This window comes from Prevotella communis, assembly GCF_022024115.1.
Lineage (GTDB): Bacteria > Bacteroidota > Bacteroidia > Bacteroidales > Bacteroidaceae > Prevotella > Prevotella communis.
The window spans coordinates 1,269,169-1,296,022 of sequence record NZ_CP091792.1; the positions used below are offsets into that span (position 1 = coordinate 1,269,169).

Below are 26,854 nucleotides of genomic sequence, written 5' to 3' on the forward strand. Positions count from 1 at the left end.
ATACATTATTTAATATTTTGTCCTTGACTTTTTATACTGTATTCTTTCAAAAAGTTACTGAAAATTGTGTTATTCTTACTTTTTGAAAAGTTTTATTCGTAAATTATTTGCAATTTAATATTTAATTGTTATCTTTGCACCCAAAATTTTAATAACAACATGAGTCAAGTCATTAAACCTGTAGACTATCAGCGTCTGCTCGACATGCGTCAGACAGAGCAGGGCATTAAATTGATTAAGGAGTTTTTTCAGCAGAATCTCTCCACGGAATTGCGTCTTCGTCGTGTAACAGCCCCCTTGTTTGTGTTGCAGGGCTTAGGTATTAACGATGATCTGAATGGTGTGGAGCGTGCGGTTACTTTCCCCATCAAGGATTTGGGTGATGCTCGTGCAGAAGTGGTACACTCGTTGGCTAAGTGGAAGCGCCTGACACTTGCAGAATACGAGGTGGAGCCTGGTTATGGTATCTATACAGATATGAATGCCATCCGTGCTGATGAGGAGTTGGATAATCTCCACTCACTGTATGTTGACCAATGGGACTGGGAGGCAGTTATCCGTCGTGAGGATCGTACGCTTGCCTTCCTGAAAAATATCGTAGCACGTATCTATGCTGCCATTCGTCGTACGGAATATCTGGTGTGCGAGAGTTATCCCCAGATAAAGCCTTTCCTGCCAGAGACGATACATTTTGTTCATGCGGAAGAACTGCTGCAGATGTATCCCGATAAGACGCCCAAAGAACGTGAGGATGCTATCTGTAAGAAGTATGGTGCCGTGTTTGTAATTGGCATTGGCGGAAAACTGGCGAATGGAGAGAAACATGATGGACGTGCTCCAGACTATGATGACTGGTCGACAGTGGCAGAGGACGGACGTAAGGGACTGAATGGTGATATCCTTATCTGGTATCCTGTGCTAGGGCGTTCTTTCGAACTTTCGTCAATGGGTATCCGTGTAGACAAAGAGTCACTCTTGCGTCAGCTTGAGATTGAAGGTCAGCAGCAGCGTGAGAAACTCTATTTCCATCAGCAGCTGTTGAATGATAAACTGCCTTTGAGTATCGGTGGTGGTATTGGTCAGAGTCGTCTTTGCATGGTGTTGCTTCATAAAGCCCATATCGGTGAGATTCAGGCCTCTATCTGGCCCGATGAAATGCGGAAAGAGTGCAAGGATTTGGGTATGCCGCTGATTTAAGGATAAAGGGTAATGTGAAAAGTGAAAAATTTGCTTCCGCAAATATAATAATTTTGAAGCGGTGCAAATTTTTCACTTTTCATTTTCCACTTTTGGCTTTTTTTGTTAACTTTGCAAGCGCAAACTAACAAAAAATATGGAATATATTGTTTCGGCACGAAAATACAGACCGATGTCGTTTGATGCGGTGGTTGGGCAGTTGGCTCTGACCACTACGCTGAAAAATGCCGTGAAGAGCGGCAAACTGGCTCATGCCTACTTGTTTTGCGGACCACGAGGCGTCGGTAAAACAACATGCGCGCGAATCTTTGCGAAGGCTATCAATTGTCAGAATCCGACGGCAGATGGAGAGGCATGTAACGAGTGTGAGAGTTGTCAGTCGTTTAATGAGCAGCGCTCACTGAACATCTTTGAGCTCGATGCTGCTTCAAATAACTCGGTAGAACATATCAAGACGTTGATGGAACAGACCCGTATTCCTCCGCAGGTGGGAAAATACAAGGTCTTTATCATTGACGAGGTCCACATGTTGTCTACGGCGGCTTTTAATGCTTTCCTGAAGACATTGGAGGAACCCCCTGCACATGTCATCTTTATTCTGGCTACTACAGAGAAGCATAAGATTCTGCCCACCATCCTGAGTCGTTGTCAGATATACGACTTTGAGCGTATGACGGTGCAGAATACCATCGATCACTTGAAACACGTGGCAGAAAAAGAGGGCATCCAGTATGAGGATGCGGCGCTGGCGGTTATTGCAGAGAAGGCCGATGGTGGTATGCGAGATGCACTGAGTATCTTTGACCAGGCAGCATCGTTCTGTCAGGGTAATATCACTTATCAGAAGGTGATAGAAGATCTCAATGTGTTGGATTCGGACAACTATTTCCGTATGGTAGATTTGGCCATACAGAATAAAGTGAGCGATATCATGGTGCTACTCAATAGCATCATCAGTAATGGCTTCGATGGCGGCTTGCTCATTCAGGGCTTGGCTAAGCATGTGCGTAATGTGCTGATGGCGAAGGACCCCCAGACATTGCCTTTGCTGGAAGTGAGTGATCAGGCTAAGAAACGCTATACGGAACAGGCACAGCATGCTGATACGCGTTTCCTCTATGGTGCTCTGAAATTGATGAATCAGTGTGATATCAACTACCGTCAGTCGGGTAATAAACGCTTGCTGGTGGAATTGACACTGATAGAAATTGCCCAGTTGACACAGCCCGAGGAGGGGCCGGCAAATGGGCGTCAGCCCAGAAGATTGAAATCCCTGTTTAAGCAACTGATTCAGCAGGCACAGCCCAAACCGAAGGCGGCTCCACAGGTGGCCGTGGCTGCGCCACAGAGTCAGAGTAAAGTTGTTGAACCTGTTCAAACTGGTTCTGTAAGTAATACGCCCCAGACTCCTCCTCCATCTGCTCCCTCGACTCCCAGGCCAACTCTGAAAACCGGGAGTATCGGTATCACATGGAATAATCTGCGCGGTTCAGGAAGAAAATTGAAGATCCAGCTTCCGTCAGACGTTGCTGCTTCAAACGGACAATCAACTGAGCAGGCAAATTTCTCGTTGGATGAATTACAGTTGCAGTGGGTAGCTATGTGCAACAGAATGCCTGAACGGCTTAGTGGTATTGCGGCCAGAATGAAGAATATGAATCCTGTCATTCGTCGTATGCCAGAGGTGGAGGTGGTAGTGCCAAATGAGATTATCAAAGATGAGATGGAACAGATCAGAGGCAGTATTGTGAATACGCTGAAGATCTATCTCAGAAATAATAAGATTACGCTGTCTCTTTCTGTGGCTGACCAAACCGAACGGGAGGTGGTACTGTCCAGACGACAGCAGTTTGACCTGATGACAAGCAAGAACCCAGCTATTGAGCGACTGCGTAAGGAGTTTGGCTTGGAGTTGGTTTAAGAAAGTGATGAGTTTTAATTTGCAACTGCAATAAGATGAAGAAAATAAAGGAAACAATCAAGGCTTTTCTGGCAATACCGTTTGTGAAATATGGTGTTGTGTTGGTTATTGGTGTCGTACTGATTGGTTTCGTAGGCTCCAATAGTATCTGGGGGCACTTTCGTAACAAAATGAGAATCAGTGAACTGAAAGACGAGATTGAACACTATGAAGGAGAGTATCGTCGTGACCAGACTCAGATTCATCAGTTGCAGAGTAATACAAAAGCAATGGAAAAAGTGGCTCGTGAGCGCTTCTTTATGAAGACTGACGAAGAGGATATCTTTGTTTTGAGCGACGACCAGCGCGAGTTCCAACAAAAGAATTCAAAGGATGAAACAATTGAATAAATGGCAGAATGCCATCTTTATGGTGAGTGCTCTGTTGATGGTTGTAGGTGCCGGTGCCGGTATCTTCAGATGGTATTATTTCCCCTATGTCTATGCTGTTGGTGCAATAGGCTATGCAAGTATGCAGATGTTGCAGCGTTATGAAGGACGTGATTTCACGATTCGCCGCTTGCGTCGTGTGATGTTGTTCAGTGATGTACTGCTTTTGCTGACTGCGGTGTTCATGTTTGCGTCTCAGGATAATTCCTTGGGGCTGGATAGGATTATTTACCTGCAATATGTGAATAATAACTGGGTCGTTGTGTTGCTGGTGGCGGCTGTCTTGCAGCTTTATACCACCTATAGAATCAGTAGTGAACTGGAAAAAGAGGCAAAAAAACTATAAAAGATTGCGCAATTGTTTTAAATTGCGCAAATTTTTTTCTCTAGTTCAATAATAGGTTGTACATTTGCAAAATATAAGCAGATGGTTAAAATGAAGAACCTTACATATCTATTTTTGCTCATGGCTCTGATGGTTTCATGCTCAGAGTCTTATGTGATACAAGGTACGTCATCAGTCTCAAGGCTGGATGGCAGTAAACTCTATTTGAAGGTGGTTAAGGACAAGAAATTGTCAAATCTTGATTCCTGCGAGGTGGTGCATGGAAAGTTCCATTTCTCGGGTGTCCTTGATACTGTTCAGGTAGCTTCTTTATTTATGGATGACCAGAGTTTGATGCCCTTGGTAGTAGAGAAAGGTGATATCAGTATAACCATTGATAATGGACAGCAGAAAGTGAGTGGTTCTCCACTTAATGATTTGCTTTACGACTTCTTGGATCAGCATACCCAGTTGCAGAATCAGATGGTAGAACTTGACCATCGTTACAGTCAGATGCTGCTTGATGGTGTTGATGAGGATGAGATAGAACGCATCCTTAATGCTGAGGCTGCTGTCATCGCTCAGAAAGAGGATAGCCTGGTTTCAGGTTTTGTTGAAGAGAACTTTGATAACGTACTGGCTCCCTTTGTGTTTGTGCAAATGGCAACGTCAGTTCCTCAGGTGGAACATATCATGAGCAAGGCACCGGATGCGTTCAAGAACCATCCCTTGGTTGCTGAGTTTTATAAGAGTGTGACAGAGAGTGAGATGATTGAGAAACCTGAGCCTCGTGAGGCTACGCTCCCCTCTGAAATTGACGATGCAACGATACAAGATATCCTGAATGGTAATGAGAACGCTAATTAAAGGAGGACGTATCGTCAACGAAGGACGTACCTTCGAAGGCGCCATTGTTATTGAAAACGAACGAATCGTAGACGTCATTGACGGTAAGGATATTCCTCAGGAATCATCATTTACTTCTGTCGTCGATGCCAAAGGTTGTTATGTCCTGCCTGGTATCATTGATACACATGTTCATTTCCGTGAGCCTGGCATGACCGAGAAGGCTGATATCGAGAGTGAGAGTCGTGCAGCTGCTGCAGGTGGCGTGACCTCCTATTTTGAGATGCCTAATACTGTTCCGCAGACCACCACGATAGAAGCCCTTGAAGATAAGTTCCAGCGTGCAGCCAAGAGCAGTCACGTGAATTATACCTTCTTCTTTGGCGCTACAAACGATAATGTAGACTTATTTAGTAAGCTCGATGTACATCGTATTCCAGGTATCAAACTCTTCATGGGTAGCAGCACAGGCAATATGCTGGTGGATCGTGATGAGGCATTGAATCGTATCTTTGCTTCAGCGAAATTGCCTATCATGGCACACTGTGAAGATACCACGATTATCAATCGTAACATGGAGGAGGCTAAGAAAGCCTGGGGCGATGATCCTCAGGTGTCTTTGCATGCCCTGATTCGTAGTGAGGAAGCCTGTCTGGCATCAACTACCAAGGCAGTTGAATTAGCTAAGAAGCATCATGCCCGTTTGCATGTAGCCCATATCTCCACAGCTGATGAGTTGGAACTGATACCTCCTTTTACTAAACAGGGGAAAATGGCTTCAATCACCGCTGAGGCTACGGTGGGTCACCTTTATTTCACGATGCTTGACCATGAACGTTTGGGAGCACGTATCAAGGTGAATCCAGCTATCAAGAGTCCTGTAGATCAGTTCATGCTGCGTGAGTCATTGAATGATGGACGTATTTTTACCATTGCCACTGATCATGCACCTCATCTGTTGTCACAGAAACAGGGAGGATGTGCCAAGGCTGCCAGTGGTATGCCGATGGTACAGTTCTCATTGCCAACCATGCTAGAATTGGTTGACCAGAAAGTGCTGTCCATTGAACGGATGGTGCAACTCATGGCGCATAATCCTGCCACGTTGTTTGAAGTACGTCATCGTGGCTTTATCCGTAAAGGCTATCAGGCCGACCTCGTCATTGTACGTCCAAAGTCATCTTGGACAGTGACGCCAGAGGTGATTGAAAGCAAATGCGGCTGGAGTCCTATGGAGGGGCACACCTTCAACTGGCGCGTGGAGCAAACATTCTGTAATGGTCATTCAGTATATCATCATGGTGTCGTAGATCGAGATTATATTGGTCAGCCACTTGCGTTCCGATGAAACTTATCTACGATATCAGAGACCTTGTGCCCTATATCAACTGGGCTTACTTCTATTTTGCCTGGCAGGTGAAAGACGAAGTAAACCAGCAACGTGTGAGAAGGGAGGCAGAGGACTTTCTGAAAGCGTACGACGGGAAATATCAGGCTTACGCGCTTTTTGATATCGTTGATGCTCATTCTGATAATGATGATATTGTTATTGACAGTACAGGCAAACGATTGCCAATGCTACGTCAGCAGCAAGCTGAAAGTGAATTTCTTTGTCTTGCTGATTTTCTCTTACCTTACCAATCATCTGAATCCCTGCATCCTTCATCCAGAATTGGTTTGTTTGCTACCTCTGTAGACAAAGGTATGGAGACTGATTTTGACCATGATCCCTACTTGAAGATGATGGCACAACTCTTGGCTGATCGTTTGGCAGAGGCAGCAGCTGAACGAATGCATGAGGAGGTACGCAGACACTATTGGGGATATGCGCCTGACGAAAACTTGTCTATCCACGAGATGCAACTGGAACATTTTCAGGGTATTCGTCCTGCAGTAGGGTACCCTTCCTTACCAGATGCCAGCATGAATTTCCTCCTTGACGACTTACTTGACATGAAGCAGATTGGTATCTCTCTGACTGAGAGTGGTGCTATGCGACCTCATGCCAGTGTCTCTGGTCTGATGATATCCCATCCCAAGTCACATTATTTCTCTATTGGTAAGATAGGTGAAGATCAGTTGGCCGACTATGCCCGTCGTCGTCAGATGCCTGTAGAAACAATACGTAAATTCCTTTCCGCAAATATATGAACGAGACACATATCACATTACTTCAGCCTGATACCTATATTTATATAGGGTGGGGTATCATGCTTTTCCTTTCCTTGGTAGCAGGTGTCACATGCTATTTCACCAAACGTCGTTGGTTGAAATGGACATCTATCTTACCATTATGTCTGCTTTGGCCCATATTTCTCTTTGGTGCTTATGTGGGTGTCAGTCAGTTTGAGGTCAAGCATGTGGACTTGTCATTCGAGGATCTCCCAGAGGCTTTTGATGGTTATACCATTGTGCAGTTCAGTGACGTACATACAGGTACGCTCACCGGCAAGAGGATGGATTTGCTGAAAACAGCTGTCGACAGTATCAATGCCCAGAATGCAGATATGGTGGTCTTTACTGGTGACTTGCAGAATAAGGTGCCCAGTGAGATAGAGCCCTGTAGGACGCTCCTGTCAAGTATCAAGGCCAAGGATGGTGTCTATTCTGTCTTGGGCAATCATGACTATACGACGTATGATGATGGAGATGCCTTGGAGCAATATACCAATTCTGGGCTCCGTGAAGGACTTGATGAGGAATTAGGGTGGATCCCACTGAATAATGCACGTTGCTTTATTCATCGTGGCGATCAGCGTCTTGTCATTGCAGGTATGGAAAATGATGGCGATGGCGTACGCTTTCCGCAGAAAGGCGATTTGTCGTCAGCACTTTATCGTGTCAAACGGCAGGATTTCGTTGTTCTTTTGGAACATGATCCTTCTGCATGGCGTCGCAAGATTCTGCCTCATAGTCATGTGCAACTGACATTGAGTGGCCATACCCATGGTGGACAGTTCTCGCTATTTGGCTTGTCTCCAGCCTTCTTGAAATACAAGGAGTATAGCGGACTCTATACCGTTGCTAATCGTTGTCTTTACGTTTCCAGTGGTCTCAGTGGTGTTGTCCCATTCCGTGTGGGCGTGCCTGGCGAGATTACGGTTATCACCCTTCATAAGAAATAACATAATAAATATATTATCAACAATGAAATACCTTTACTATACTTATCAGTTATTTATTGCATTACCTTTAACCATCATCACTACGGTAGTCATAACCAGTTCTATCATTATAGGCGCAGCCCTTGGCTTCGGTCATTTCTGGGGCAACTATCCTCCTCGTTTATGGGCTCGTATCATCCTGTGGCTGTTCCTCATTCCTGTGCGTGTAGAGGGACGTGAGAACCTGGATAAGAAAGAGTCATATGTCTTTGTAGCCAACCATCAGGGAGCCTTTGACATCTTCCTGATTTATGGTTACCTGAATCGTCATTTCAAGTGGATGATGAAATACCAGTTGCGTAGAATTCCTTTTGTAGGCTTTGCCTGTGCCAAGACCCATCAGATTTTTGTGGATAAGCGTGGTCCTAAAAAAGTAAAGGCTACCTATGACCAGGCTCGTGAGACGCTGAAGGGCGGTACTAGTCTTACTGTGTTCCCCGAGGGCTCCCGTTCGTTCACGGGTCATATGGGTGTCTTCAAGAAGGGTGCCTTTATGTTGGCCGACGAGTTGCAATTGCCTGTCGTCCCCCTGACTATCAATGGTTCTTTTAATATCATGCCTCGTATGCGAGATATGAAGTTTGTCCATTGGCATCCCCTTACCCTGACCATCCATCAGCCCATCTATCCTGTAGGGCAGGGCTCAGAGAATGTGGAGGCAACAAAAAATCAGGCCTATGACAGTGTGATGTCTGCCTTAGTGCCTGAATATCAAGGATTCGTGGAAAACCCCGATCAGTAAGTAGAGTAAGTGTAGCAGTTACTCTGTCTTGGGCAATGCAGGATATTTCCGTGTCCATCCATCCCAGCGTAGTCGCATCACTCCGAAGAATGCCTCTCCGAAGATGCCACCCGACATTTTGCTGGTTCCCTCCTTGCGGTTCACAAAGATGACGGGCACCTCTTTGATCTTGAAGCCAATGCGCCAGGCGGTGAACTTCATTTCAATCTGGAAGCCATAGCCCTTGAAGCGAATCTTGTCCAGTTCGATGGTCTCAAGCACACGACGCTTGTAACATTTGAATCCGGCGGTAGTATCGTGGATGGGGAATCCCGTTACGATCTTCACGTATTTTGATGCAAAGTAGCTCATCAGCACACGTCCCATGGGCCAGTTTACTACGTTCACACCACTGATATAACGTGAACCAATGGCAACGTCGTTACCCTCGTCATGACATGCAGCATAGAGGCGTGGCAGGTCGTTGGGATCGTGACTGAAGTCTGCATCCATCTCAAAGATATACTGGTAGTCGTGCTCTAAGGCCCATTTGAATCCGGCGATATAAGCCGTACCCAGTCCCAACTTACCTTTCCGTTCTACGATAAACAGACGGTCGCTGAACTCATTTTCCATCAGTCCCTTCACGATATTGGCAGTCCCGTCGGGAGAACCGTCATCGATAATCAGTATATGGAAACACTTCTCCAAACCAAACACGGCCCGGATAATCTTCTCTATATTTTCCTTCTCGTTATAAGTAGGAATTATGACGATGCTGTCGCTTGTATTCATCGATTTAATGGTTTTAATGCTGCAAAAGTAGTCAATTTATTGTTACTATCAAAAAAATAACTATCAAAAAATAATAAAAGGACCTAATGATACTTACTTTTCCCGATCAACCTCCTGATAAAGCCTGAGCAGTTGCTCTGCAGTTCTCCGCCATGAGAAAAGTTTTGCTCTTTCCAGTCCTAACGCCTTTTGTTTCCTATATAAGTCCTCGTCACTTTCTAATTGCAGCATCATCTCTGCAATCTCATCACTACTCTCAGGATTTACCAGGATGGCATTATGTCCAGCGATTTCTGGCATGGATGAAGTGTTGCTGGTGATGACGGGAGTACCACATGCCATTGCCTCTAACAGGGGAATGCCGAAACTCTCTCTCAGAGATGTATATAGGAAGGCAAATGCTCCATTATAAATATATGGTAAGTCGCTATTCACAATATATCCAGGCATTAAGATGTGCTCCTTGATATTCTCTATATGGTTTCGCTGAATGATACCATTCAGATACTCAGCATCCAGATCGGCCATCAGCAACTTTCGTTTTACGTCCGACTGTTGTAGATATTTGGAATAAGCAACCAGTGTGCGCTCTGTATTCTTTTTGGGATCTGTATTGCCCAGGAAGAAAAAATAGCCCTCGTCAGAAATGTATTTCTTAGTGACGTCGCTTGTCTCTTCAATGGGCTTAAACCAGTTGTTGTATCCGTTGTATATCATCGCCATACGTTCGCGTGGAATACCCAGTTTAGAAATGATATTCTCCATCTCAAAGTTTGATACGGTGATGATGCGGCGACATTTGTTTAGTATTCTCGGAACGTCTAATCTCCTGTATAGCCACCCCATATTTTGGTATAGAGAATGATTCTGCTTGTCCCTGGGCTCAAGGAAAATGATATCGTGCAACGTCAAAACCAATGGTATGTTACACCAGATGGGAGCTGTGTTGCTTGTGCAATGTAGTATCTCTACACCATATTTCTTTGCAGCCCTTGGCAGTGCCCATTGTTCCCAAAGCGGATATGAAGGACACTTTAATTCGATGATATGCACATTCTTTGTACTCTCGACACAACGGTCTTCGCCAGGTTTTACAAATACATAGTATTCATTCTCCGTGTCTATCTGTTGCAGTTCTTTAATCTCCTGCAACACCACGTAGTCCATACCGTGCTTGTTTTTGCGGAAAATTCGCTGTGCTTCAATACCTATAATCATGGTTCTTGTAGAGTTTTATGCTGTCAAACATTCTTGGAGATATCGCTATTCATCTATCAGTTTCCTCCATTGATTGGAGATTGTGGTAATGTCGAATCTTTTGGCAATGGTTAGTGCTTCTTTCGATTTCCTTTCCCAATCAATCTCTGTTGCATCTTTTAGAGAACGAGCCAAGTCGTTTATATTACCGTTCTTGAAATAGATTGCGAAGTCGCCCATGATCTCTTTGCTTGTTGGAAGATCTGAAGAAACAATAGGTAATCCATGAGCCATCGCCTCAACCAATACTAATCCAAAACCTTCCCATCGTGAGCTGAGTATGTATACTTGTGCTTGGGAGTAATATTCTTGTATGTTATTTGTAAAAGGGTGAAGTGCTATTCTTTCTTCCAATTGATAGTCAGCTATCATTTTCCGATAGAGAGGTTCTTCCACTCCTTCCCCAACTATATCAAGTACCCATTCTTTATTGTCTTTTGCAAAGATATTGAAAGCCTCAATTAATAAGTCAAATCCCTTATGCCGATGAGAGAAGCGTCCTACTGCTAAAAATCTTTTAGAATCACCTTGTGATGGCTTTCCTGGCTCTAAGGTTAACGGATTATAGATAATTTCTGTTGGAAAATGATATTTATGGGCATCATCTTGACAAAGAACAACAGTCTTATCTAGTTTTTGTAGTTGATATTCATAATGCTTTCGTAACTCTGGTCCAATGTACAGGGAGCCAGTACCAAAGAGAGCTTCGTATGAATTGTGAATCCACCCAATCAGTTTGATGTTCCCTAATTTTGACCTATATGCAGCTAAACGGACTGATAATGGAGCATGAACACCGATAATTACATTGTATTCTCCCGCTATCAGTTCTTTTACCAGTGCGTCTCTTTTTTCTGATGGATATGAACTATACGCATAGAGGTTAGATGTAATTTTTGTCTGTGGTAAAATCTTTCGATAAAGATAGCTATAGGTTTTGCAAATCAGTTGCTTCCATCGCGGTGTTTCCGGATATTGAAAGAAACGATAATGAATGTCTGCTTCTTGCAAATTATATAATGAAGTGTCTTCCTGCTCTGGCTTATCAAGTGTTACGATAGTGACGTCATAGTCTCTGGCCAATTCCTTGGCAATTACTGCTGTAACTCGTTGTACACCGCCAAACGAGAAGATGGAGTCTGTCAAAAATCCTATTCGTTTCATATTCGTTCGCAAAAATACGAAAAAAAAATGATGGTTTCAAAATATTTTCACTATATTTGCACAATAATCTGTTATAATGAATAAAAAGTAGTTTGTTCTATTAGAGAAGAAGGATGAGGTTAGCGTTTTTATGTAATAACATGAAGTCGCTTAATGGCGTGGAGCGTGTACTGTCACAGAGGCTAAATCTATTGGCAGACAGTGGACTTTATGACGTGTATCTGATTACTTGTAATCAGTATGGTGCTCCTTTGTCTTTCCCCATTTCTGAAAAAGTCCATCATATTGATTTATCCACCCGTTTCTTGCTGCGTTGTTCCTATCACGGTCTCTTCCAGTATTTTGATCGATTTGTAAGTAAGAGGAAATATATTAAAGCAATCTGTCGTTGTTTGGAGTCTATTAGTCCTGATGTTATTACCTGTGTAGATCAGCATGTAGCTGATTTGGAGGCTGTTCTGAAGGTTAAGGTCGACGCAGTGAAAGTGGTAGAGTGTCATAGTGGGCGTGCTGCGTATTTCTCAAATCTGAAAAAGATGAATCACACCTATCGGTTTTATCTTGGTAGTCGGTTAAAGAGTAAGTTGGTGCGTGCCATTGAAAGATTTGATAAGGTTGTGGTGATGACTGAGGCCGAAAAGTATGATTGGCATATGGATGAGCGGGTTGTGTGTATTCCAAATATGCTGGCCTACTATCCTGATGATGATGCTATTTGTGTCCATGAAAGTCGCTGTCAGGTTATTAGTATAGGTCGTTATGCCTATCAGAAAGGGTATGACATGTTGATTGAAGCTTGGAAATTGGTTCAGCGACGTCATCCACAGTGGAAGCTGCACACATACGGTAGTTGTGACGATGGAGCCGGTGGTTATGAACAACTTAAGGATACAATAGAAAAATGTCATATTCCGAATGTCTTTCTTCATACTGCCACTACCGATGTCTTTGGCCAGTATATGCAAAGCGACCTCTATGTCATGTCATCACGTTTTGAGTCGTTTGGCTTGGTGCTGATTGAAGCCATGTCATGTGGCTTGCCTGTGGTCTCGTTTGACTGCAAGTATGGTCCAAGTTCTATTGTAGACGATGGTTATACAGGCCTGTTGGTTCCTGTAAACCAAGTTGCTCAATTGGCTGAAGCTATTTGCTCTCTAATAGAGAATGATGATAGACGCCGTGAGATGGCTATTAATGCCCGCCGTGAGTCTGCGAAATACCATCCCGATTACATTATGCCTCGTTGGCATGCCTTTTACGAATCTCTTGGAAAAGGACGTCCCATTGGTTCATGATATGATCCATCGAAAAGCGTTGGATATTTATGGCAGCCTTCTTTCCCATTGATCTTCTTGTATCTTCGTTGTCAATGAGAGAGTTGATTCCATTTGCCAATTCATCGATGTCCTCTGCTTTACACAAGATACCGTCAATGCCGTTGTTAATGATGTCCTTGGGTCCGCACTGACACGCAAAAGCTACTGGTGGCAGTCCCGTAGCCATAGCTTCCATCAAGACCAAAGGCAGACCCTCGAAGCGCGAGCTGAGCACAAAGATGGCGCTTTCGGCATATTTTTCACGGATATTGCTGACGGGACCATGACACATCACTGCATCTTGCAGTCCCAATGCCTCGGCTTGCGCTTGATACTGCTCGCGATTACCACCGCCATAGATGTTCAGTTGCCAGTCGGGATGCATTGCAAATACCTTTTTCCATGCTCTGATGAGTAGGTCAAACCCTTTTTGATATGTATATCGTCCCACAGCAATAACTTGCTTCTGGTCATAGTTTGCTGATGGGCCATTCATGATGGTGATGGGGTTGGGTATGACCTGTAGGTTGTCCTGTTTATGCCACAGAGCAGCATCCTCGTGTGTCAATACGACAAAGCGGTCTAGTTGACTCACCTTTTTGTCTAACTGAGCCATCCATCTACGGGTAATAAACCTATTGATAAAGTCTGGCAGGAAAATAAAATTTGCCTCACGGTATTTGTATCTTCCAAAATGAATCTCTCCTACCTTGGCGCTACCGTCCTTGATATCACACAGGAAATTGATTTCTCTTCGTAGCAACGAGATAGTGATGTCGGGCTGCAAGCGTTGCAGACACATGGACAGCCTTAGCTTAAATTCGTCCATCTTTTGATGATAAAGGTACAGTCTTTTCCAAATAGGATACTGCCACAGACTGTCGATGTTGATGTCCAGTTGAATGACGTTGACCTTCGGAGATAGCTGGAAATATGGTTTTTGACCCTTATCATCGGTTATGATGATATTGACTTCGTAATCCAGTTCGTCTGCCAGATAGTTGGCCTTAGCCGTGAGTACGCGTTCCATGCCTCCTGAGTGGTCCAGCGATGGGATACAGTAAGCTAGTCGGGTAGAGTCGTCATTGTTTTTATGCTCTTGATAGACTGCGTCGATGACCCGTTTCATCTGGTTTTTCCACGACAGATTCTCAATAGATTGTCTGATGATCTGAGGTGTGACGGTCAACTGATGATAGAACTGAATGATGTCCTCGATGCTCACTGCGCTTTCATTGGCAGCCACCTTCATGACGTAGGGACGTGAGTCGAAGTCCGTATCTGTCTCAGAGTAGACAAAGGCAATACCTCGCGCTGCATACTCGCGATTCTTCAGAGTCTTGATGTCTGTGATGCCTACTCGGTGGCGTCCAAGGCTACCGATGCCAAAGTCGCATTGGTCGAATATTTCGTCTAGTTCTGTACCGTGCTTCTTGCCGTGCAGGATAACATATGGTTCAAGGTGGTTATCTTTAATGATTCTTGTTATTTCTTCTTCCTCAATGGGTGAGAAGAAGTAGCCCACCATATGGAAATAAACTATCATTTCCCTAGGTGTAGCGTAATATTCTGCCATGCCCTTGATAACCCTATCAAATCCGTGCCATTTATGAATTTCGGCCACGCCAATTAAGTGTAGCTCGTTATCTGGATGATGTGCTTCATGTTTCAATCTGACTGAGTTGAAGTCTATACCGTTGGAAATCTTGATAGTCTGTTGCCCGAAGATAAAATCCTCTTCGGCAAAGGTAACAATTGCATCTAATTGCTGGGCAAAACGATGCCTGAATAGTTTGTCTTGAATCAGCTGGCGACGCATGGATATATTGAAATATTCCTGGTCGTATGGATATGTGGGAATCTCCATGACAACCTTCATGCCCGTCTGCTTCATGCGTTTAACCATGTGGATGGTAAAGGGATTGGCATTATGGTTGGAACGTATATAAACAAAGTTGATGTTCGCTCTAATGGCATAATCTACAATCGATCCAAATTCAATGCGTTTAAGAATCTTACCCTTGATGCCGTTGCCATAGTTCACGATGACTTGATTGTCTACGATACGGCATTTTCCGTTGGTCTCGTCCATATAACATAGGTGAACCTCATGGCCATTCGCCTTGAAGGCGTCCAACTGGTAAGTAATTTTTTTGCTAATACCATTGTTGGGGTCGAATCCGTGGAAGATTAGGAACAGGACTTTCATTTTACATCAGTTTTTTCTTTTTGGCCACAAGTTTCAGAACTGCCACCGACAGAAAAGGTGGTAAAGCCCCCATGAACCAGAATCCTAAGTTGGCGGCACGCTGCTGCTTGAATCTGAGAATCTCTCTCACTCTCACGGGATGGCGCATGGCATTGCGAATCGTTTTGTTGGTGAGGTGGGGTTTTATTTTTTCCCTATTCTTTAGTGCCCCACACATGATATAAAACATATAAATCATGACTTTTGCGCAGCGTGTTTCGTAGTACGATTTGTCCTTGAGTGTTTTAACCTGGTTTTTAATATATGAATAAATTTTGATATATTGCTCAATCTCAGATAGCTTGATTTCGTTCCTGATTTGGAAATTTGATAACGAGCCTGGACGTAACACATAGTAATATGTATCATCGGGAAGCAGTACCGCTCTTTCTATCAGCGGCTGCATGTCGGTCTCAAAGAGAATATCATCGGCAAAGCGAGTTTCATGGAAGCGAAGATGATTTTTTTTGATAAAGTCTGTTCTTAAAAGTACGTTCCAGATAAAGTTATAGAGAGTGGCATGAATGTTCTGATTAGCATATGCTGCAAGAGAATCTTTTTCCAATAGTAGCTTGAATGGCAACTTCATGTCGCCCTGGCTGAAGTTGGCCGAATGTCCCTCTTCGTCTACAGATTCTACAGAGCCGTATACCGCTTCGGCCTGATACTCCTCGGCCGTCCGGTACATTTTTTCTACAGCATCAAGTGCTAGATAGTCGTCGCTGTCCACCAATAGCAGATACTTTCCTTTAGCCTCGTTAAGAATAGTGTTTCTGGCTGCCCAGCACCCCATGTTCTTGGGCTGGGTGATAATTCGTATCTTATGGCCTTTGGGATGGGATGTTTGAATCTCCTTGACAATATCCATCGACTTGTCTGGGCCTAAATCATCAACGACGAGGATTTCTGTATCACCCTCAAACGTTTGATCTAGTACTGACAGCAAACATTTTCTAATGTATTTTTCGACGCCATAGACAGGCATCCCAATGGTGATAAGATATGGATAGGTCATTCGAAATATATGTATGTTTTATTTTTTTGTTGGCTAAGTTACGCAATTTCATTTCAATGACCAAACATTTCCGATGAAAAAATGATAAAAATGCCCAAAAAACTTGTTCTTTCCATTCGAATGTGTTATATTTGCATCAGAATTTCAGCCATTATTGGTTATGTACACTGTTTCAATCATCATTCCTGTCTATAATGTGTCGGCATATATTCAACGGTGTCTTGAGTCGGTTGTAGCTCAAGCTACTGATGCTGCAAGGATAGAGTGCCTGTTGGTTGATGATTGTTCGACCGATGACAGTATAGCAGTGGCTGAGGCTTTTTTTTCTACATATGATGGTTCTGTCAGTTTCCGGATTCTTCATCACGAGGTGAATCAAGGTCAGTCGGTAGCTAGGAACACTGGTGTAGCTGCAGCTCAAGGTGACTATCTATTGTTTCTTGATGCTGATGACCATCTTGTGCCAGGCAGTCTGATGTTGATGCTCGAAGCTCTTAGGACGCATCCTGAGGCAGATGTGGTGGACGGAGCTTTCTATCATTGTGAGGATCGAAAGTCCTATCCTCCATGTAAAGAGATGAGGTTCCTGACCAATCGTAATGAGATTCTCAAGAATTTCTATAAAGGGCGTCTGAGCCTATGTGCATGGAATAAATTGATACGTCGTGATTTCTTTATATATCATGTTTTATATTTTGTCAAGGGTATAGTATTCGAGGATATTCAGTGGTCTAATCGCCTGTTCCACTGCATAGACTCTATTTTGGTTTTGCCTGATGTGACCTATATCTATGAGTATAACCCTTGCTCGACTATGAATACGACCCATATCAATGCCACGAAATCAATTCGTAGTTTTGTACGTGTTTTTGCCGATCTGATTAATACTTCAGAACGTGATGTCTATGTGGATCACAAGATATTTATCTTCCATTATATTCTGAATGCAATGGATATTCTGCACAAGGGTAATGTAAATCCTCAGGTAAGGGATGATTTGATGTTGATAAAGCGTCGTTTGTATGGACAGGTAGTCAAAGATGGTCGACTGATACTGTCTTTATATTTTCTCTTGATGTTTCAACCATTTTATTCTTTGCTGCGCTGGTCGATGTTTCGTCATCATGTTCACGAGTTGGAACGTAGCGTGGCTCTCTTGGCTAATCGTTTCCAGTGTTTTCATAAATTCTGAATGCATTATCTTATGTTACATTGGTATGCTCCATATCTTACTATCTACGGACGTCCCTTTTTTGAGGTACTTGAATCTGTGCTTGCTGAGGTTAGAATAGTCCTGCAGGCCTTACAGAGCCCAGCCCTTGGCGTCTATCGTAATAATTGCTTATAAGGAGGAGAAACAAACACTTGCAGGCATTTCTGTGGACTATCAGTGAAATCAAGTGTAAATATCCTGTGGAGATTATTGGTGTTGACAATGATTCTACAAATCGGACGGCTGAGATATATGAGAAGTCGGGAATCGTAAAAAATAATAATGAGGATGCGTGCATCCTCATTATTGTAATCTGTTAATTATGATTGTTTATTGATTGCTGAACTTGTCTGGATAAACAAAGTCTTCTTCCCAATAGAGATACCAGTCTTTGTTCACATTCATGTTGACAGCCCAGGTCAGGAAGTCGGGATAAGCATCTGTTATACTCTTCCTCTCCAGCGGATAACGGAAGCTGGTGGGAACGATGATGGCGTTGGGGGCCTCACCCTTTTCTGGCACCTTAATAGTTTTGCCCGTTGTGCGGTTCTCAATGTAGATTGACTTCAGGAAGTCATCCATGCTCAGGTTCTTTTCAACGGTAACAATCTCGGTGACGGGCTCTATGTATGCCGCATTCTTTTCGGTATTGATAAATACCTTTTGGTCATATCTGTATCCGAATAACTCGTGGACTTCTTTACCGTTGAAGCCTTTCTCCTCACTACCTTGGATACCACCCAATACAATGGCGTCGTAGGCACCGCAGGCAATGATGCTGAGCTGAATCTTGTCTTCGCCAAGACGTGTGGTACGAAGAACAACGTCGTTCATATCGTAGTCAGCAGTCTGAGGACGGTCTTCAAAGCACATCGTGTAGGCTTCGGCTTCAGGCTGGGGCTTCTCATCGATTTGGATAAGACCTCCACCAACCTCAATCACCATATCGGTAAAGTTGCAGTCTACACCTTCCTCAAAGCACATATAGGTTTTTCCGTTGGCTGTGAACGTAGCAATACGCGGGTCTGTATAGGTCATGCCTTCCTCGGTTTCACCACCCAAACTCTTATCCATGGCTTTTTTGAAGTCCCCGAAATGATTCACCTCTTCATTCAGACGGCCGTCACCATATGTACATCCGTATTTATTATTGGAAATATCTGTGCCGTTCTGACATTTCTGGTTCAGGAAACCAATTTTATAGCCGGCAGGGAAGGTGGCGCTGGCCTTGACTTCTCCTTTGAAGGGTGCCTCTTCGTAGAACGGCAACAAGAATTCACGTCTGTGATAGATTGCACTATCATTCTTTTCGACAGTTGTCTGTATACGTTCCACCTGTATAGCTTTGTATTTAGGCAACTGTTTGATATAGTCAACCTCGCTCATGCCTGATGGAATATCCTCCGGCCTGAAATAATAGTAGTAGATGTGGTTCTGCTTGAAGTCGTCCGTAAAGGCCTGGATGGGAATCAAGGTAACGGGATTGCCGTCGGTCTCGAAATAGTTGTTGTCAGTCTTGAAATAGGCACTGTTGCGAATGGCAGGAAGATTATTCTTTTTGATTTTCTTATCTGCGCTAGCATACTTCTGAAGAAAAACATTGAGGATAGCCTTTACATTTTCCAACTCGCCCTCAGCGAAGTCTGCAATACCATCTCGGAAGATGACACCTCTGTTGTTAATTTTAATGCCATTTTCTACACAAATATCCATACGCCATCCGTTGTCAAAATCCTGATCTACAGGAGCCCACATCTGGTCACTCCAGTTCGAGTTGTTCCATGCGTCGTATTTAGCATCGTCCGACTCAGCACGCTGTGTGTTCAGTGACTTTTGGGGAGCCCCCAGTTTGATTTTGTCGAAAGTGGGAGCCTCGCTCTTAGCGGCTCTACGTGATGAGGCATTGGCTTGTGGGAAACTAACGCTTTCCTGTCCTACATTGAATACCTGAATGAAGTAAACGCCCTTGCTGTCAATACATGCGGCAATCAACTGCTTATAGATGTTTGGAATAGAGTAGGTCAGTTTGACTGTTGCTCCCTTTTGGACTTGGGCCTCGTTCAATACCTTGGCCTCGTTGTTCAGGAAGGGTGACTCAGTCAGAATCTGAACCTTTACGATGTCGTTAAGATTTGCATTGGCCGTGATTTTTACTTCACTGCTAACGGTACTGTTCCAATCCTGATTAGAATCGATCTTGACACCATATCTCTGTTCAAAGTTCGCAATGGCCTCTTCGCTTTCATTGGGCTGTGGAGGATAGTCCATGTAGTCCTTCTTGATGCAACCCGTCAGAATAAATGCTGACAGCATTGCTAAGGTAATAGATTTTTTCATGAGATTAATTGTTTTATGCTAGTATTTTGCCTACAAATATACAATTTTTACATTATTTAATCCTTAAAGAGTTGTATAAAATGCATGAAAGTGGTGATTATTTAACATATTTTTTAATTCTGGGCGATGATATACTCTTCTTTTTACCCTTTATTTGATTTTATTTGTTACCTTTGCATGGTAGAATCCGTGATTGTGATTATGGCAAATTGGTATGATAAGTACTTGACTATCTATGGGAAACCTTTCAGTGAGGTGCCTCAACCTGTCGTTGATGTGACTCGTGATTGTTTAGCAAAACTACAGAGTCCTGAACCGTTAGTCTCTGTGGTGGTTATTGCTTATAATGAATCAACACGTTTGCCTGCTTGTTTGTGGTCGCTGAGTCAATTGAAAACTAAATATCCTATAGAGATTCTTGGCGTCAACAACAATTCGAAGGATGAAACAGAGGAGGTTTACAAGGCCTTTGGTGTTCCATATTTTAATGAGACTCGGCAGAGTCCTGGTTTTGCTCGCCAGTGTGGTTTGCTTCATGCAAAGGGCAAATTCCATTTCTTTATTGATGCTGACACACTCTATCCTTCCTGTTATGTAGATTTGATGATGCGGAAGTTAGAGAAGCCAGGAGTGTCATGTGTTGGCACTTTTTGGAGCTATTATCCTGATGAGAAACATTCTACTATAGGTCTGTTTTTCTTTGAGTTGATTCGCGATACATTTTTGTGGATTCAACATTTCAAACGTCCGGAACTGAATATTCGTGGAATGACTTTTGCTTTTCGAACTGATTATGCTAAACAAATAAGCATCCGTACTGATATTCGTCGTGGCGAGGATGGATCATTGGCATTAGAACTAAAAAAGTTTGGCAAGATAGCTTTCCTTTACAACCGAAAGGCACGACCAGTTACAGGATATGGAACTCTTAACGAAAGTTCGTTGCTTCAGAGTCTTTGGAATCGTATCAAGATACAAGGTAAAGGTATTACTCGCATCTTCCACAAGACCGATCACTACGATGATTCTGAAGATAATCTGGTGAAGAAGACACAATAATTATTTTATTGACATATTGCTTAGATGTAATAATATTGCAGCGCACCCTTTTGGGATGCGCTGCTCTTGAAAATGGTTAAGGTTTAATGTTCGCGAAATAATCGCGGTACTCCTGACAGTTGAAACAGGGGCAGTCCTTGTGGACGCCTTCGAGTTCACAGTGACCCTTGATCTCAGCATCGGGATAGGCGGACTTGAGAGAGCGGAGTAGGGCGAGCATGGCGGCACGCTGGGCTGGGGTGCGGGTGTCGCAGGAGCGGCCCTTTTCGTCCAGCCCTCCCTCGTAGCAGATGCCGATGGAGTGGGCATTGTAATGGAGGGCGTGCATGCCTACCTCTGACTCGTCACGGGGTTTGTGGAGCTGACCATCGCGCTCGATGTAGTAATGATAACCGATGCCCTTGTTGTGGAAACGGGCGTTGTGGTCGTCACGGAGACTGTCGATGGAGTAGCGTTGGTTGCAGCGGGTGGCTGAACAATGGATAACGATTAGGTTGATTTTACGCATAGCTTTTCTTTTGGGTTATCTGCAGCTGGCGACACCGATGGCGGTGGCGATAGCTGAGAGGATACTGATGGTTGTCTGAATGACGAACTTCCAAACTGTCTTGTTCTTCATGGTTTTAATCTTTAATGCTTAATGTTTAATCTTTAATGTTTAATCTTTAATGTTTAATGTTTAATCTTTAATGTTTAAGGGTTCACTGGTCCACTGTTGCCTGAGTCTGATGGCGTGGTGGGCTCTTCGCTGGTGGTGATTTTGCCATTGACATAGGCTGCCTTCTTCAGGGTAGCCTCCAAGTTGAGCGACTTACTCATAAGTTCACCGGTAGCACGAGCCTTGAGTTTCACGCCCTCAATGTTCTTTGAGATAGAGAAGTCGGACTCGGCATCGGACGTCACCTTGTTCTTGATGCCCAGGGAGAAGATGGCAAGGTGATCTATCTTCACGTTCTTGCCCTCCAGAAGGAGTTCCTTGATGCAGGTAATCATGTCGGTGAGGACGCCCTTGATGGCACCCTTGGAGTAGGGGCAGTTGTGGCTACTCATGTGCTCAGCGAGAGCGTCGAGGTCGATGGTCTCCTCTACCACGTTCTTGGCAAACCACTTGCCAAAGGAATGGCTGGATTTGATTTTGATCTGATGTAAGATGTAACGAACCATAAATGTTGTTTGATGTGAGGCGAAAGAAGTATGATGTGGCTGCGCGCGAGGCCTTGTCAATACTCCACTGGGATTTTCCCAGATTCCTGTGCTGTTCTTAACACAATGCAAAGGTACGACAATCCCCGGTATGGCTGTCCCACTCTGTCCATCTCTCACAGATTATTTTTATTTCAGTGTGGGAAATCAATAGAGAGGTTGGCGCTGCTGAAGCATGCGGAGGAAATTCTGGAAGAGGGGAGACTTTGATAGCGCTTCCTGATCCTGAAGTTCGGGAGGCAGATCTATACAGTAGTCCTCACAGATATAGCGGACGGCCTGTGGAGGAAGCTTCTGTGCCTTTGGACTGATGCCCATGGCGTCCAGGATGGGGCGGCGGGTGGCAAGGTAGCGGCGGAAGGTGCGAGGACTGACGTCGGCCAGGCGGGCTAACGTGCTCTTGCTGATAAATCGATTTTTGTCGTAGAAATTGATCATAACTAACTTGATGATGGTTGGGAAACAGGTTGATAAAAATGTTTTTTAAGTTGAATGCTACAGATAAACAAATTGGAGATTAATGAGGTCTCATCTTTTTGCTTTTTTTTTACTCAATTCTTAAATATAATTTATTATATTTATGACACGAATGACACGAGGTTTTCAACCTTTCTATAAAGAAATATATTTGGTTCGAGGTGAATGGTTTTTCTTAAGGAAAAGTTGGAATACTCGTGACACTCGCGTCATGGTAAGAATGGTAGGTCTTTCTCAACTGTCTGATTCTTAGCAGATTCTGATGGCGAATTGGAGATGGTGCGTTGTGACTCATTCGAATCCATAATATAGAGTTTGTAGTAACGCCCCATGGTTTTTCGCTCGGCATGAAAACCAAGAGACTTCATGACCAAAGCAACACTACGGGAGGTGATGGGCTGGTGGTTATAGGATATCATCTGGGCGATAGTGGCAGCGTTGAGATACTTGAAGGGTTCACCAGGACGAGGCTTGCGGAAACGGTCACGGATGAACTGTTCCTCGTCGGACACGATGCGGAAATTCTCGTTCTGATGCTGCATGCGCTCCTCATCAGCTTTATCGAACCAATAAGTAAAGCCATCGTAATACTCATCACGCAACTGCGCATAGAGTTGTTCGTAGTTAAAGTCCCATACCCGTGGGTTGTCGATATTTGCCACGCGGAAACAGAGCCAACGTCGGTTGCCTGTCTTGTCCGTCAGGAAATGCTCCTGATTACCCGTGGCACAGAGTGATGCCAGCCGGTGCTTGGTCATGACAAACTTATCGTAAGGTCTGCGCACCTTCAACGTGACCTTGGTCGATAAAGACTTCAGTTCGGCATTATCACGATCCTTGAACATGTCAATCTCCTCAATCTCCACCAGACAGTTCTCGACCAGGGCTATCTGGTCATCCTTCTGCGAGAAGGAGTTGCTTGAATTCTCCAGATAGTAGGGACGCAACGTAGGTGGTAGCAGATAGCGGAAGAAGGTGGTCTTGTATACACCCTGAGGCCCGATGAGCGTGAGGATAGTCTCATTACAGATATCATCACTGAGCCAGTCGGCCATGGTAGCCACCAGCCACTTGTGGAGTGCCCACAGAAAGAGTTCCTGGGCTTCCTCTGGCTTCTGCCCCTCCTGTACCGGGTCAATATGCACATGAGCGGCCAACTGACTGACACGGTCCACTTTATCCCATGTTGGTAACTGACGCACATAGTCGCGCACCGGATGAATACGATGCGCATAGTCGCTCATCAGCATATCCTTCAGATCCGATTTCAGGACACGTTTCCCTGTATCAGCAGCCATACGGCGGCGCAGACTGCATATATCACTGTCTTCCAACGATTTCCATTCTCCGTTATTCTCCGTATAGGAAGTCTGGTCGGATATCTGGTTATAGGTAACCTCCACTTTGTTGCTGCTGAGCCACTTTACGATATCTGGCAGCGTAATCATGGACACCTCCTTTGGCCGGCCACCCTTATTCAACCGCCAACGACCATGCTCGTCCTGCCTGTTCTGGTACACCCAGTGGATGATGCTCTCGCGCTGCTTTTGGTCGTAGTCGCACCAGTTTTGTGCTGCCCATGCCAGCACCTCTTCCTTTGGCACACCGAAATGGTTGAACAGATGAGTGGCATGCATCACGTAATGATGATGAGTGCCAGGCCCGTAGGTGATATCGCGTTTCGCGAGCATCAGTTCGATGACAGCCCAGGCTGCATCAACCTCGGCATGATGAGTGCCCACAGGGTCGTCCTTTCGACGCTTGCCTGATTCTGTGTCAGCTGCCGTGTTAGCTGCCGCAGCCTCGTCGTCGGTGATGATGAAGGGCTCAGCGTTGAGGTTTAATACAGCATCCGCATCATGGGCAATACCACTGAGACGGGTGATGTCGCCACACAGTCCGTCGTAGGCCACGCCACAAAGTTCTGCATAGTATTGGTTGCCCTTCCTGTAGGCCGCCCGGTAAAGAATGCCGTTCTCAGGAGGCATCCCTTGTTCGTCTTCGTAACAGAAGATAATCCGGAATCCCTCACCACTGATGGTACGGTATGCCAGGACGGTGTGGGGATCTGCAATAATCTTCTGGAACATCGTGTTCATGGCGGTAGCAAATTTTTCACTATTTACTTTTACCTTTTCACTTACAACGTGGTCGATATCACAGATAGAAAGTCCTGTCACACGCGTGACGTGGGTGGTCTGTCTGCCTACGCCGTTGAGTAGAACCGCCACAGAGAAGGCTGGCATCATGGCATTCTTCACCTTTTTGTTGGCTTCTTTGCGCGTGATGGTCATTGCAAGATTACGGTAGAGTTCTGTTTTCTGTGCTACGCTCTGGTCGTTTTTTATCCACCATAGCACCGTGTTAAGGTTTATTGGTTTACTCTCGTAGGAACTCAGATTATTGAAAATACTTACTTTAATGTCTTGAAGGTTCATAGTCTAAAAATGGTTTGTATATCAAGTGGTTACTGCATTTTATGGTGTCAAATGGAAATCACGGAGGATCCATGCGGGATTTTCGCGTTTCCTGAACAATTTTATAAAAGTAGTCAATGAATTCTTCCATATCTTTCATGCACTCTTCGCGCCCTTGGTAATCCGCCTTTTTTTCTATAATTTTAAACATGTGCTCGGCACTGATGTTGTAGGGCTTGTCGGGGTTAAGCCATTTTCCGTTAATACCAGCCTTTTTAGTAATAAATGTAGTGAGGCCTCTTTTTCGCTTAATTTGTAAGAAAAGGAAACTCAATAACTTACCTTCCAGTCCATCTCCCATAAGGTGGGTCGGACGGTTGTAAAAATGCTTCATTTTTTTTGCTTTTTAAATTATTTATTATGCAAGTCTATCTGACCTTGCGCGTACAAAGTTACTACAGTTTGCAAGAAGTGTCTTGATGGCTATATCCGTCATAATACTTAAATAAATTAACATTTTTAACGGCGTATAACATGCCTTTCGTTCAGAAACAATAATTAAAACAAGAAAAAAGGTCAGTCGTCGCAAATAAAAACGTCGTATTAATTTGGTTTTTTGCTCACTTAATCGTACCTTTGCACTCCAATAGAAACTAACACGTATAAAATTAAATATGGGAAAAGTGATTTTGACGGGCGACCGTCCTACTGGAAAACTGCACCTGGGCCATTTCGTGGGCTCATTGCGTCGTCGTGTGGAACTGCAGAATGCTGGCGACTATGACAGAATGTTTGTGTTTATGGCCGATGTTCAGGCTCTCACAGATAATGCTGACAACCCACAGAAAATTCGTAATAGCATCACGCAGGTGGCACTCGACTATCTGTCGGCCGGACTGGACCCCGAGAAATGTACACTGTTTATTCAGAGCCAGATTCCTGAGTTGGCCGAACTGACCACCTATCTGATGAACCTGATATCCGTGAGTCGCGTGCAGCGTAACCCTACGGTGAAGACCGAAATCAAGATGCGCGGCTTTGAGGGCGAGAGCATCCCCTTGGGCTTCTTCTGCTATCCTGTGAGTCAGGCTGCCGATATCACTCTGTTTAAAGCCACCACAGTGCCTGCTGGTGAGGACCAGGAGCCTATGCTCGAGGTGACTCGCGAACTGGTGAACCGTTTTAATAATACCTACGGCCCCGTATTGGTAGAGCCCAATATCATGTTGCCCGAGAACCTCACTGCCCGTCGTCTGCCCGGTACAGACGGTAAGGAAAAGATGTCAAAGAGTCTGGGCAACTGTATCTACCTGTCAGACTCTGCCGACGAGGTGTGGCAGAAGGTACGCTCTATGTATACCGACCCCACGCACCTGAACGTCTCAGACCCGGGTCATGTGGAGGGTAACGCTGTGTTCACCTATCTGGATGCCTTCTCTACCGACGAGGACTTCAAGAACTTCTGGCCTGAGTATCAGAATCTGGACGAACTGAAGGAGCACTATACCCGCGGTGGACTGGGCGATATGAAATGCAAGAAGTTCCTCAACGAGGTGCTCAACCAGTACCTGGAGCCCATGCGTCAGCGTCGTGCAGAACTGGAGAAGGATATCCCCGAGATCTACAATATCCTGAAGAAGGGCACCGAGGCTGCCCGTGAGGTGGGTGCCCAGACCATGAGTGAGGTGCGTAAGGCTATGCAGATAGATTATTTTGGATAAGATATAATCCTATTAACCACTTAAAACATA

The 26,854-nt window shown here is 44.4% G+C and carries 25 protein-coding genes and 1 pseudogene; 13 read left to right on the top strand and 13 right to left on the bottom strand.

The genetic code is table 11. The annotated features are described in order from the left end of the window. The first annotated feature begins 159 nt into the window (after positions 1 to 159). From asnA to L6468_RS04910, 9 genes are all read left to right on the top strand, one after another. Positions 160 to 1,197, top strand: a complete 1,038-nt coding sequence (gene asnA / locus L6468_RS04870) for an aspartate--ammonia ligase (protein WP_091853074.1) — start codon at positions 160 to 162, stop codon at positions 1,195 to 1,197. A gap of 136 nt (positions 1,198 to 1,333) precedes the next feature. Then, the gene (locus tag L6468_RS04875; RefSeq protein WP_237795876.1) at positions 1,334 to 3,118 is read left to right on the top strand and encodes a DNA polymerase III subunit gamma/tau; all 1,785 of its coding nucleotides are present in this window, start codon (positions 1,334 to 1,336) and stop codon (positions 3,116 to 3,118) included. Positions 3,119 to 3,153: 35 nt separating this feature from the next. Next, positions 3,154 to 3,507 (top strand): hypothetical protein, encoded by a 354-nt coding sequence (locus tag L6468_RS04880; RefSeq protein WP_091815522.1) that lies wholly within the window; start codon positions 3,154 to 3,156, stop codon positions 3,505 to 3,507. Next, positions 3,491 to 3,892 (top strand): hypothetical protein, encoded by a 402-nt coding sequence (locus L6468_RS04885; RefSeq protein ID WP_091815525.1) that lies wholly within the window; start codon positions 3,491 to 3,493, stop codon positions 3,890 to 3,892. The genes L6468_RS04880 and L6468_RS04885 overlap by 17 nt, the downstream gene beginning before the upstream one ends. A 90-nt stretch (positions 3,893 to 3,982) precedes the next feature. Beyond that, complete coding sequence (locus L6468_RS04890) at positions 3,983 to 4,738, top strand: DUF4369 domain-containing protein (protein ID WP_176944249.1); 756 nt, start codon at positions 3,983 to 3,985, stop codon at positions 4,736 to 4,738. Next, positions 4,722 to 6,065 carry a dihydroorotase gene (locus tag L6468_RS04895; RefSeq protein WP_237795884.1) on the top strand — a complete coding sequence of 448 codons (1,344 nt, stop codon included), beginning with the start codon at positions 4,722 to 4,724 and terminating at the stop codon, positions 6,063 to 6,065. The genes L6468_RS04890 and L6468_RS04895 overlap by 17 nt, the downstream gene beginning before the upstream one ends. Next, positions 6,062 to 6,868: a vitamin B12 dependent-methionine synthase activation domain-containing protein gene (locus tag L6468_RS04900; protein WP_237795886.1), complete on the top strand. Its 807-nt coding sequence runs from the start codon at positions 6,062 to 6,064 to the stop codon at positions 6,866 to 6,868. The genes L6468_RS04895 and L6468_RS04900 overlap by 4 nt, the downstream gene beginning before the upstream one ends. Next, positions 6,865 to 7,842: a metallophosphoesterase gene (locus L6468_RS04905; RefSeq protein WP_237795888.1), complete on the top strand. Its 978-nt coding sequence runs from the start codon at positions 6,865 to 6,867 to the stop codon at positions 7,840 to 7,842. Before L6468_RS04900 ends, L6468_RS04905 begins: the two co-directional genes overlap by 4 nt. Before the next feature lie 22 nt (positions 7,843 to 7,864). Continuing rightward, the gene (locus L6468_RS04910) at positions 7,865 to 8,623 is read left to right on the top strand and encodes a lysophospholipid acyltransferase family protein (RefSeq protein WP_091815545.1); all 759 of its coding nucleotides are present in this window, start codon (positions 7,865 to 7,867) and stop codon (positions 8,621 to 8,623) included. 18 nt (positions 8,624 to 8,641) lie between these two features. On the opposite strand, the gene L6468_RS04915 is transcribed toward L6468_RS04910, so the two are convergent. The 3 genes from L6468_RS04915 to L6468_RS04925 all read right to left on the bottom strand — a co-directional run bounded on the left by L6468_RS04915 (position 8,642) and on the right by L6468_RS04925 (position 11,818). Then, a complete protein-coding gene (locus L6468_RS04915; RefSeq protein WP_237795889.1) occupies positions 8,642 to 9,397 on the bottom strand; it encodes a polyprenol monophosphomannose synthase in 756 nt (251 codons plus the stop codon). 93 nt (positions 9,398 to 9,490) lie between these two features. After that, positions 9,491 to 10,615 carry a glycosyltransferase family 4 protein gene (locus L6468_RS04920; RefSeq protein WP_237795891.1) on the bottom strand — a complete coding sequence of 375 codons (1,125 nt, stop codon included), beginning with the start codon at positions 10,613 to 10,615 and terminating at the stop codon, positions 9,491 to 9,493. A 45-nt stretch (positions 10,616 to 10,660) separates the two neighbouring features. After that, complete coding sequence (locus L6468_RS04925; RefSeq protein ID WP_237795893.1) at positions 10,661 to 11,818, bottom strand: glycosyltransferase; 1,158 nt, start codon at positions 11,816 to 11,818, stop codon at positions 10,661 to 10,663. Between the two features lie 140 nt (positions 11,819 to 11,958). Here L6468_RS04925 and L6468_RS04930 point away from each other — a divergent pair, with 140 nt between their 5' ends. Then, positions 11,959 to 13,113 carry a glycosyltransferase family 4 protein gene (locus tag L6468_RS04930; RefSeq protein ID WP_237795894.1) on the top strand — a complete coding sequence of 385 codons (1,155 nt, stop codon included), beginning with the start codon at positions 11,959 to 11,961 and terminating at the stop codon, positions 13,111 to 13,113. Here the strand turns inward: L6468_RS04930 and L6468_RS14750 are convergent. The 3 genes and pseudogenes from L6468_RS14750 to L6468_RS04945 all read right to left on the bottom strand — a co-directional run bounded on the left by L6468_RS14750 (position 13,052) and on the right by L6468_RS04945 (position 16,397). Beyond that, on the bottom strand, positions 13,052 to 14,263 hold the full coding sequence (locus L6468_RS14750; protein WP_348535136.1) for a glycosyltransferase family 4 protein: 1,212 nt from the start codon (positions 14,261 to 14,263) through the stop codon (positions 13,052 to 13,054). The genes L6468_RS04930 and L6468_RS14750 overlap by 62 nt on opposite strands. Next, positions 14,240 to 15,343 (bottom strand): annotated as a pseudogene (locus tag L6468_RS04940) (glycosyltransferase family protein); the annotation flags it as partial. The pseudogene L6468_RS04940 and the gene L6468_RS14750, both read right to left, overlap by 24 nt. Before the next feature lies 1 nt (position 15,344). Then, a complete protein-coding gene (locus L6468_RS04945; RefSeq protein ID WP_237795895.1) occupies positions 15,345 to 16,397 on the bottom strand; it encodes a glycosyltransferase in 1,053 nt (350 codons plus the stop codon). Positions 16,398 to 16,557: 160 nt separating this feature from the next. On the opposite strand from L6468_RS04945, the gene L6468_RS04950 reads away from it, so the two are divergent. Further along, positions 16,558 to 17,589: a glycosyltransferase family 2 protein gene (locus L6468_RS04950; RefSeq protein WP_237795897.1), complete on the top strand. Its 1,032-nt coding sequence runs from the start codon at positions 16,558 to 16,560 to the stop codon at positions 17,587 to 17,589. 351 nt (positions 17,590 to 17,940) lie between these two features. On the opposite strand, the gene L6468_RS04955 is transcribed toward L6468_RS04950, so the two are convergent. Next, the gene (locus L6468_RS04955) at positions 17,941 to 19,947 is read right to left on the bottom strand and encodes a DUF4842 domain-containing protein (RefSeq protein ID WP_237795899.1); all 2,007 of its coding nucleotides are present in this window, start codon (positions 19,945 to 19,947) and stop codon (positions 17,941 to 17,943) included. Positions 19,948 to 20,148: 201 nt separating this feature from the next. Here L6468_RS04955 and L6468_RS04960 point away from each other — a divergent pair, with 201 nt between their 5' ends. Beyond that, positions 20,149 to 21,006: a glycosyltransferase family 2 protein gene (locus tag L6468_RS04960; protein WP_237795902.1), complete on the top strand. Its 858-nt coding sequence runs from the start codon at positions 20,149 to 20,151 to the stop codon at positions 21,004 to 21,006. Positions 21,007 to 21,082: 76 nt separating this feature from the next. On the opposite strand, the gene L6468_RS04965 is transcribed toward L6468_RS04960, so the two are convergent. The 6 genes from L6468_RS04965 to L6468_RS04990 form a co-directional block, all read right to left on the bottom strand. Then, positions 21,083 to 21,514 (bottom strand): N-acetylmuramoyl-L-alanine amidase, encoded by a 432-nt coding sequence (locus tag L6468_RS04965; protein ID WP_237795909.1) that lies wholly within the window; start codon positions 21,512 to 21,514, stop codon positions 21,083 to 21,085. Between the two features lie 15 nt (positions 21,515 to 21,529). Further along, entirely contained in the window at positions 21,530 to 21,625 is a 96-nt protein-coding gene (locus L6468_RS04970) for a smalltalk protein (protein ID WP_176756948.1), read from the bottom strand. A gap of 74 nt (positions 21,626 to 21,699) precedes the next feature. Then, complete coding sequence (locus tag L6468_RS04975; protein ID WP_091815593.1) at positions 21,700 to 22,170, bottom strand: HU family DNA-binding protein; 471 nt, start codon at positions 22,168 to 22,170, stop codon at positions 21,700 to 21,702. A gap of 186 nt (positions 22,171 to 22,356) precedes the next feature. Next, entirely contained in the window at positions 22,357 to 22,647 is a 291-nt protein-coding gene (locus L6468_RS04980) for a hypothetical protein (protein ID WP_237795910.1), read from the bottom strand. Positions 22,648 to 22,895: 248 nt separating this feature from the next. Further along, the gene (locus tag L6468_RS04985) at positions 22,896 to 25,124 is read right to left on the bottom strand and encodes a VapE domain-containing protein (protein ID WP_237795911.1); all 2,229 of its coding nucleotides are present in this window, start codon (positions 25,122 to 25,124) and stop codon (positions 22,896 to 22,898) included. Positions 25,125 to 25,182: 58 nt separating this feature from the next. Beyond that, positions 25,183 to 25,497 carry a hypothetical protein gene (locus L6468_RS04990; RefSeq protein WP_237795912.1) on the bottom strand — a complete coding sequence of 105 codons (315 nt, stop codon included), beginning with the start codon at positions 25,495 to 25,497 and terminating at the stop codon, positions 25,183 to 25,185. Positions 25,498 to 25,777: 280 nt separating this feature from the next. On the opposite strand from L6468_RS04990, the gene trpS reads away from it, so the two are divergent. Then, on the top strand, positions 25,778 to 26,824 hold the full coding sequence (gene trpS / locus L6468_RS04995) for a tryptophan--tRNA ligase (RefSeq protein ID WP_237795913.1): 1,047 nt from the start codon (positions 25,778 to 25,780) through the stop codon (positions 26,822 to 26,824). The last annotated feature ends 30 nt before the right edge of the window (positions 26,825 to 26,854 follow it).

What these genes read in the sequence shown, in the direction of transcription:
- L6468_RS04960 (WP_237795902.1), top strand. Translation starts at nt 20,149, where the DNA reads ATGGCAAATTGGTATGATAAGTACTTGACTATCTATGGGAAACCTTTC.
- L6468_RS14750 (WP_348535136.1), bottom strand. Translation starts at nt 14,263, where the DNA reads ATGAAACGGGTCATCGACGCAGTCTATCAAGAGCATAAAAACAATGAC.
- trpS (WP_237795913.1), top strand. Translation starts at nt 25,778, where the DNA reads ATGGGAAAAGTGATTTTGACGGGCGACCGTCCTACTGGAAAACTGCAC.
- L6468_RS04915 (WP_237795889.1), bottom strand. Translation starts at nt 9,397, where the DNA reads ATGAATACAAGCGACAGCATCGTCATAATTCCTACTTATAACGAGAAG.
- L6468_RS04930 (WP_237795894.1), top strand. Translation starts at nt 11,959, where the DNA reads ATGAAGTCGCTTAATGGCGTGGAGCGTGTACTGTCACAGAGGCTAAAT.
- L6468_RS04925 (WP_237795893.1), bottom strand. Translation starts at nt 11,818, where the DNA reads ATGAAACGAATAGGATTTTTGACAGACTCCATCTTCTCGTTTGGCGGT.
- L6468_RS04875 (WP_237795876.1), top strand. Translation starts at nt 1,334, where the DNA reads ATGGAATATATTGTTTCGGCACGAAAATACAGACCGATGTCGTTTGAT.
- L6468_RS04985 (WP_237795911.1), bottom strand. Translation starts at nt 25,124, where the DNA reads ATGAACCTTCAAGACATTAAAGTAAGTATTTTCAATAATCTGAGTTCC.
- L6468_RS04905 (WP_237795888.1), top strand. Translation starts at nt 6,865, where the DNA reads ATGAACGAGACACATATCACATTACTTCAGCCTGATACCTATATTTAT.
- L6468_RS04880 (WP_091815522.1), top strand. Translation starts at nt 3,154, where the DNA reads ATGAAGAAAATAAAGGAAACAATCAAGGCTTTTCTGGCAATACCGTTT.
- L6468_RS04895 (WP_237795884.1), top strand. Translation starts at nt 4,722, where the DNA reads ATGAGAACGCTAATTAAAGGAGGACGTATCGTCAACGAAGGACGTACC.
- L6468_RS04965 (WP_237795909.1), bottom strand. Translation starts at nt 21,514, where the DNA reads ATGCGTAAAATCAACCTAATCGTTATCCATTGTTCAGCCACCCGCTGC.
- asnA (WP_091853074.1), top strand. Translation starts at nt 160, where the DNA reads ATGAGTCAAGTCATTAAACCTGTAGACTATCAGCGTCTGCTCGACATG.
- L6468_RS04890 (WP_176944249.1), top strand. Translation starts at nt 3,983, where the DNA reads ATGAAGAACCTTACATATCTATTTTTGCTCATGGCTCTGATGGTTTCA.
- L6468_RS04920 (WP_237795891.1), bottom strand. Translation starts at nt 10,615, where the DNA reads ATGATTATAGGTATTGAAGCACAGCGAATTTTCCGCAAAAACAAGCAC.
- L6468_RS04970 (WP_176756948.1), bottom strand. Translation starts at nt 21,625, where the DNA reads ATGAAGAACAAGACAGTTTGGAAGTTCGTCATTCAGACAACCATCAGT.
- L6468_RS04950 (WP_237795897.1), top strand. Translation starts at nt 16,558, where the DNA reads ATGTACACTGTTTCAATCATCATTCCTGTCTATAATGTGTCGGCATAT.
- L6468_RS04900 (WP_237795886.1), top strand. Translation starts at nt 6,062, where the DNA reads ATGAAACTTATCTACGATATCAGAGACCTTGTGCCCTATATCAACTGG.
- L6468_RS04990 (WP_237795912.1), bottom strand. Translation starts at nt 25,497, where the DNA reads ATGAAGCATTTTTACAACCGTCCGACCCACCTTATGGGAGATGGACTG.
- L6468_RS04945 (WP_237795895.1), bottom strand. Translation starts at nt 16,397, where the DNA reads ATGACCTATCCATATCTTATCACCATTGGGATGCCTGTCTATGGCGTC.
- L6468_RS04975 (WP_091815593.1), bottom strand. Translation starts at nt 22,170, where the DNA reads ATGGTTCGTTACATCTTACATCAGATCAAAATCAAATCCAGCCATTCC.
- L6468_RS04910 (WP_091815545.1), top strand. Translation starts at nt 7,865, where the DNA reads ATGAAATACCTTTACTATACTTATCAGTTATTTATTGCATTACCTTTA.
- L6468_RS04885 (WP_091815525.1), top strand. Translation starts at nt 3,491, where the DNA reads ATGAAACAATTGAATAAATGGCAGAATGCCATCTTTATGGTGAGTGCT.
- L6468_RS04980 (WP_237795910.1), bottom strand. Translation starts at nt 22,647, where the DNA reads ATGATCAATTTCTACGACAAAAATCGATTTATCAGCAAGAGCACGTTA.
- L6468_RS04955 (WP_237795899.1), bottom strand. Translation starts at nt 19,947, where the DNA reads ATGAAAAAATCTATTACCTTAGCAATGCTGTCAGCATTTATTCTGACG.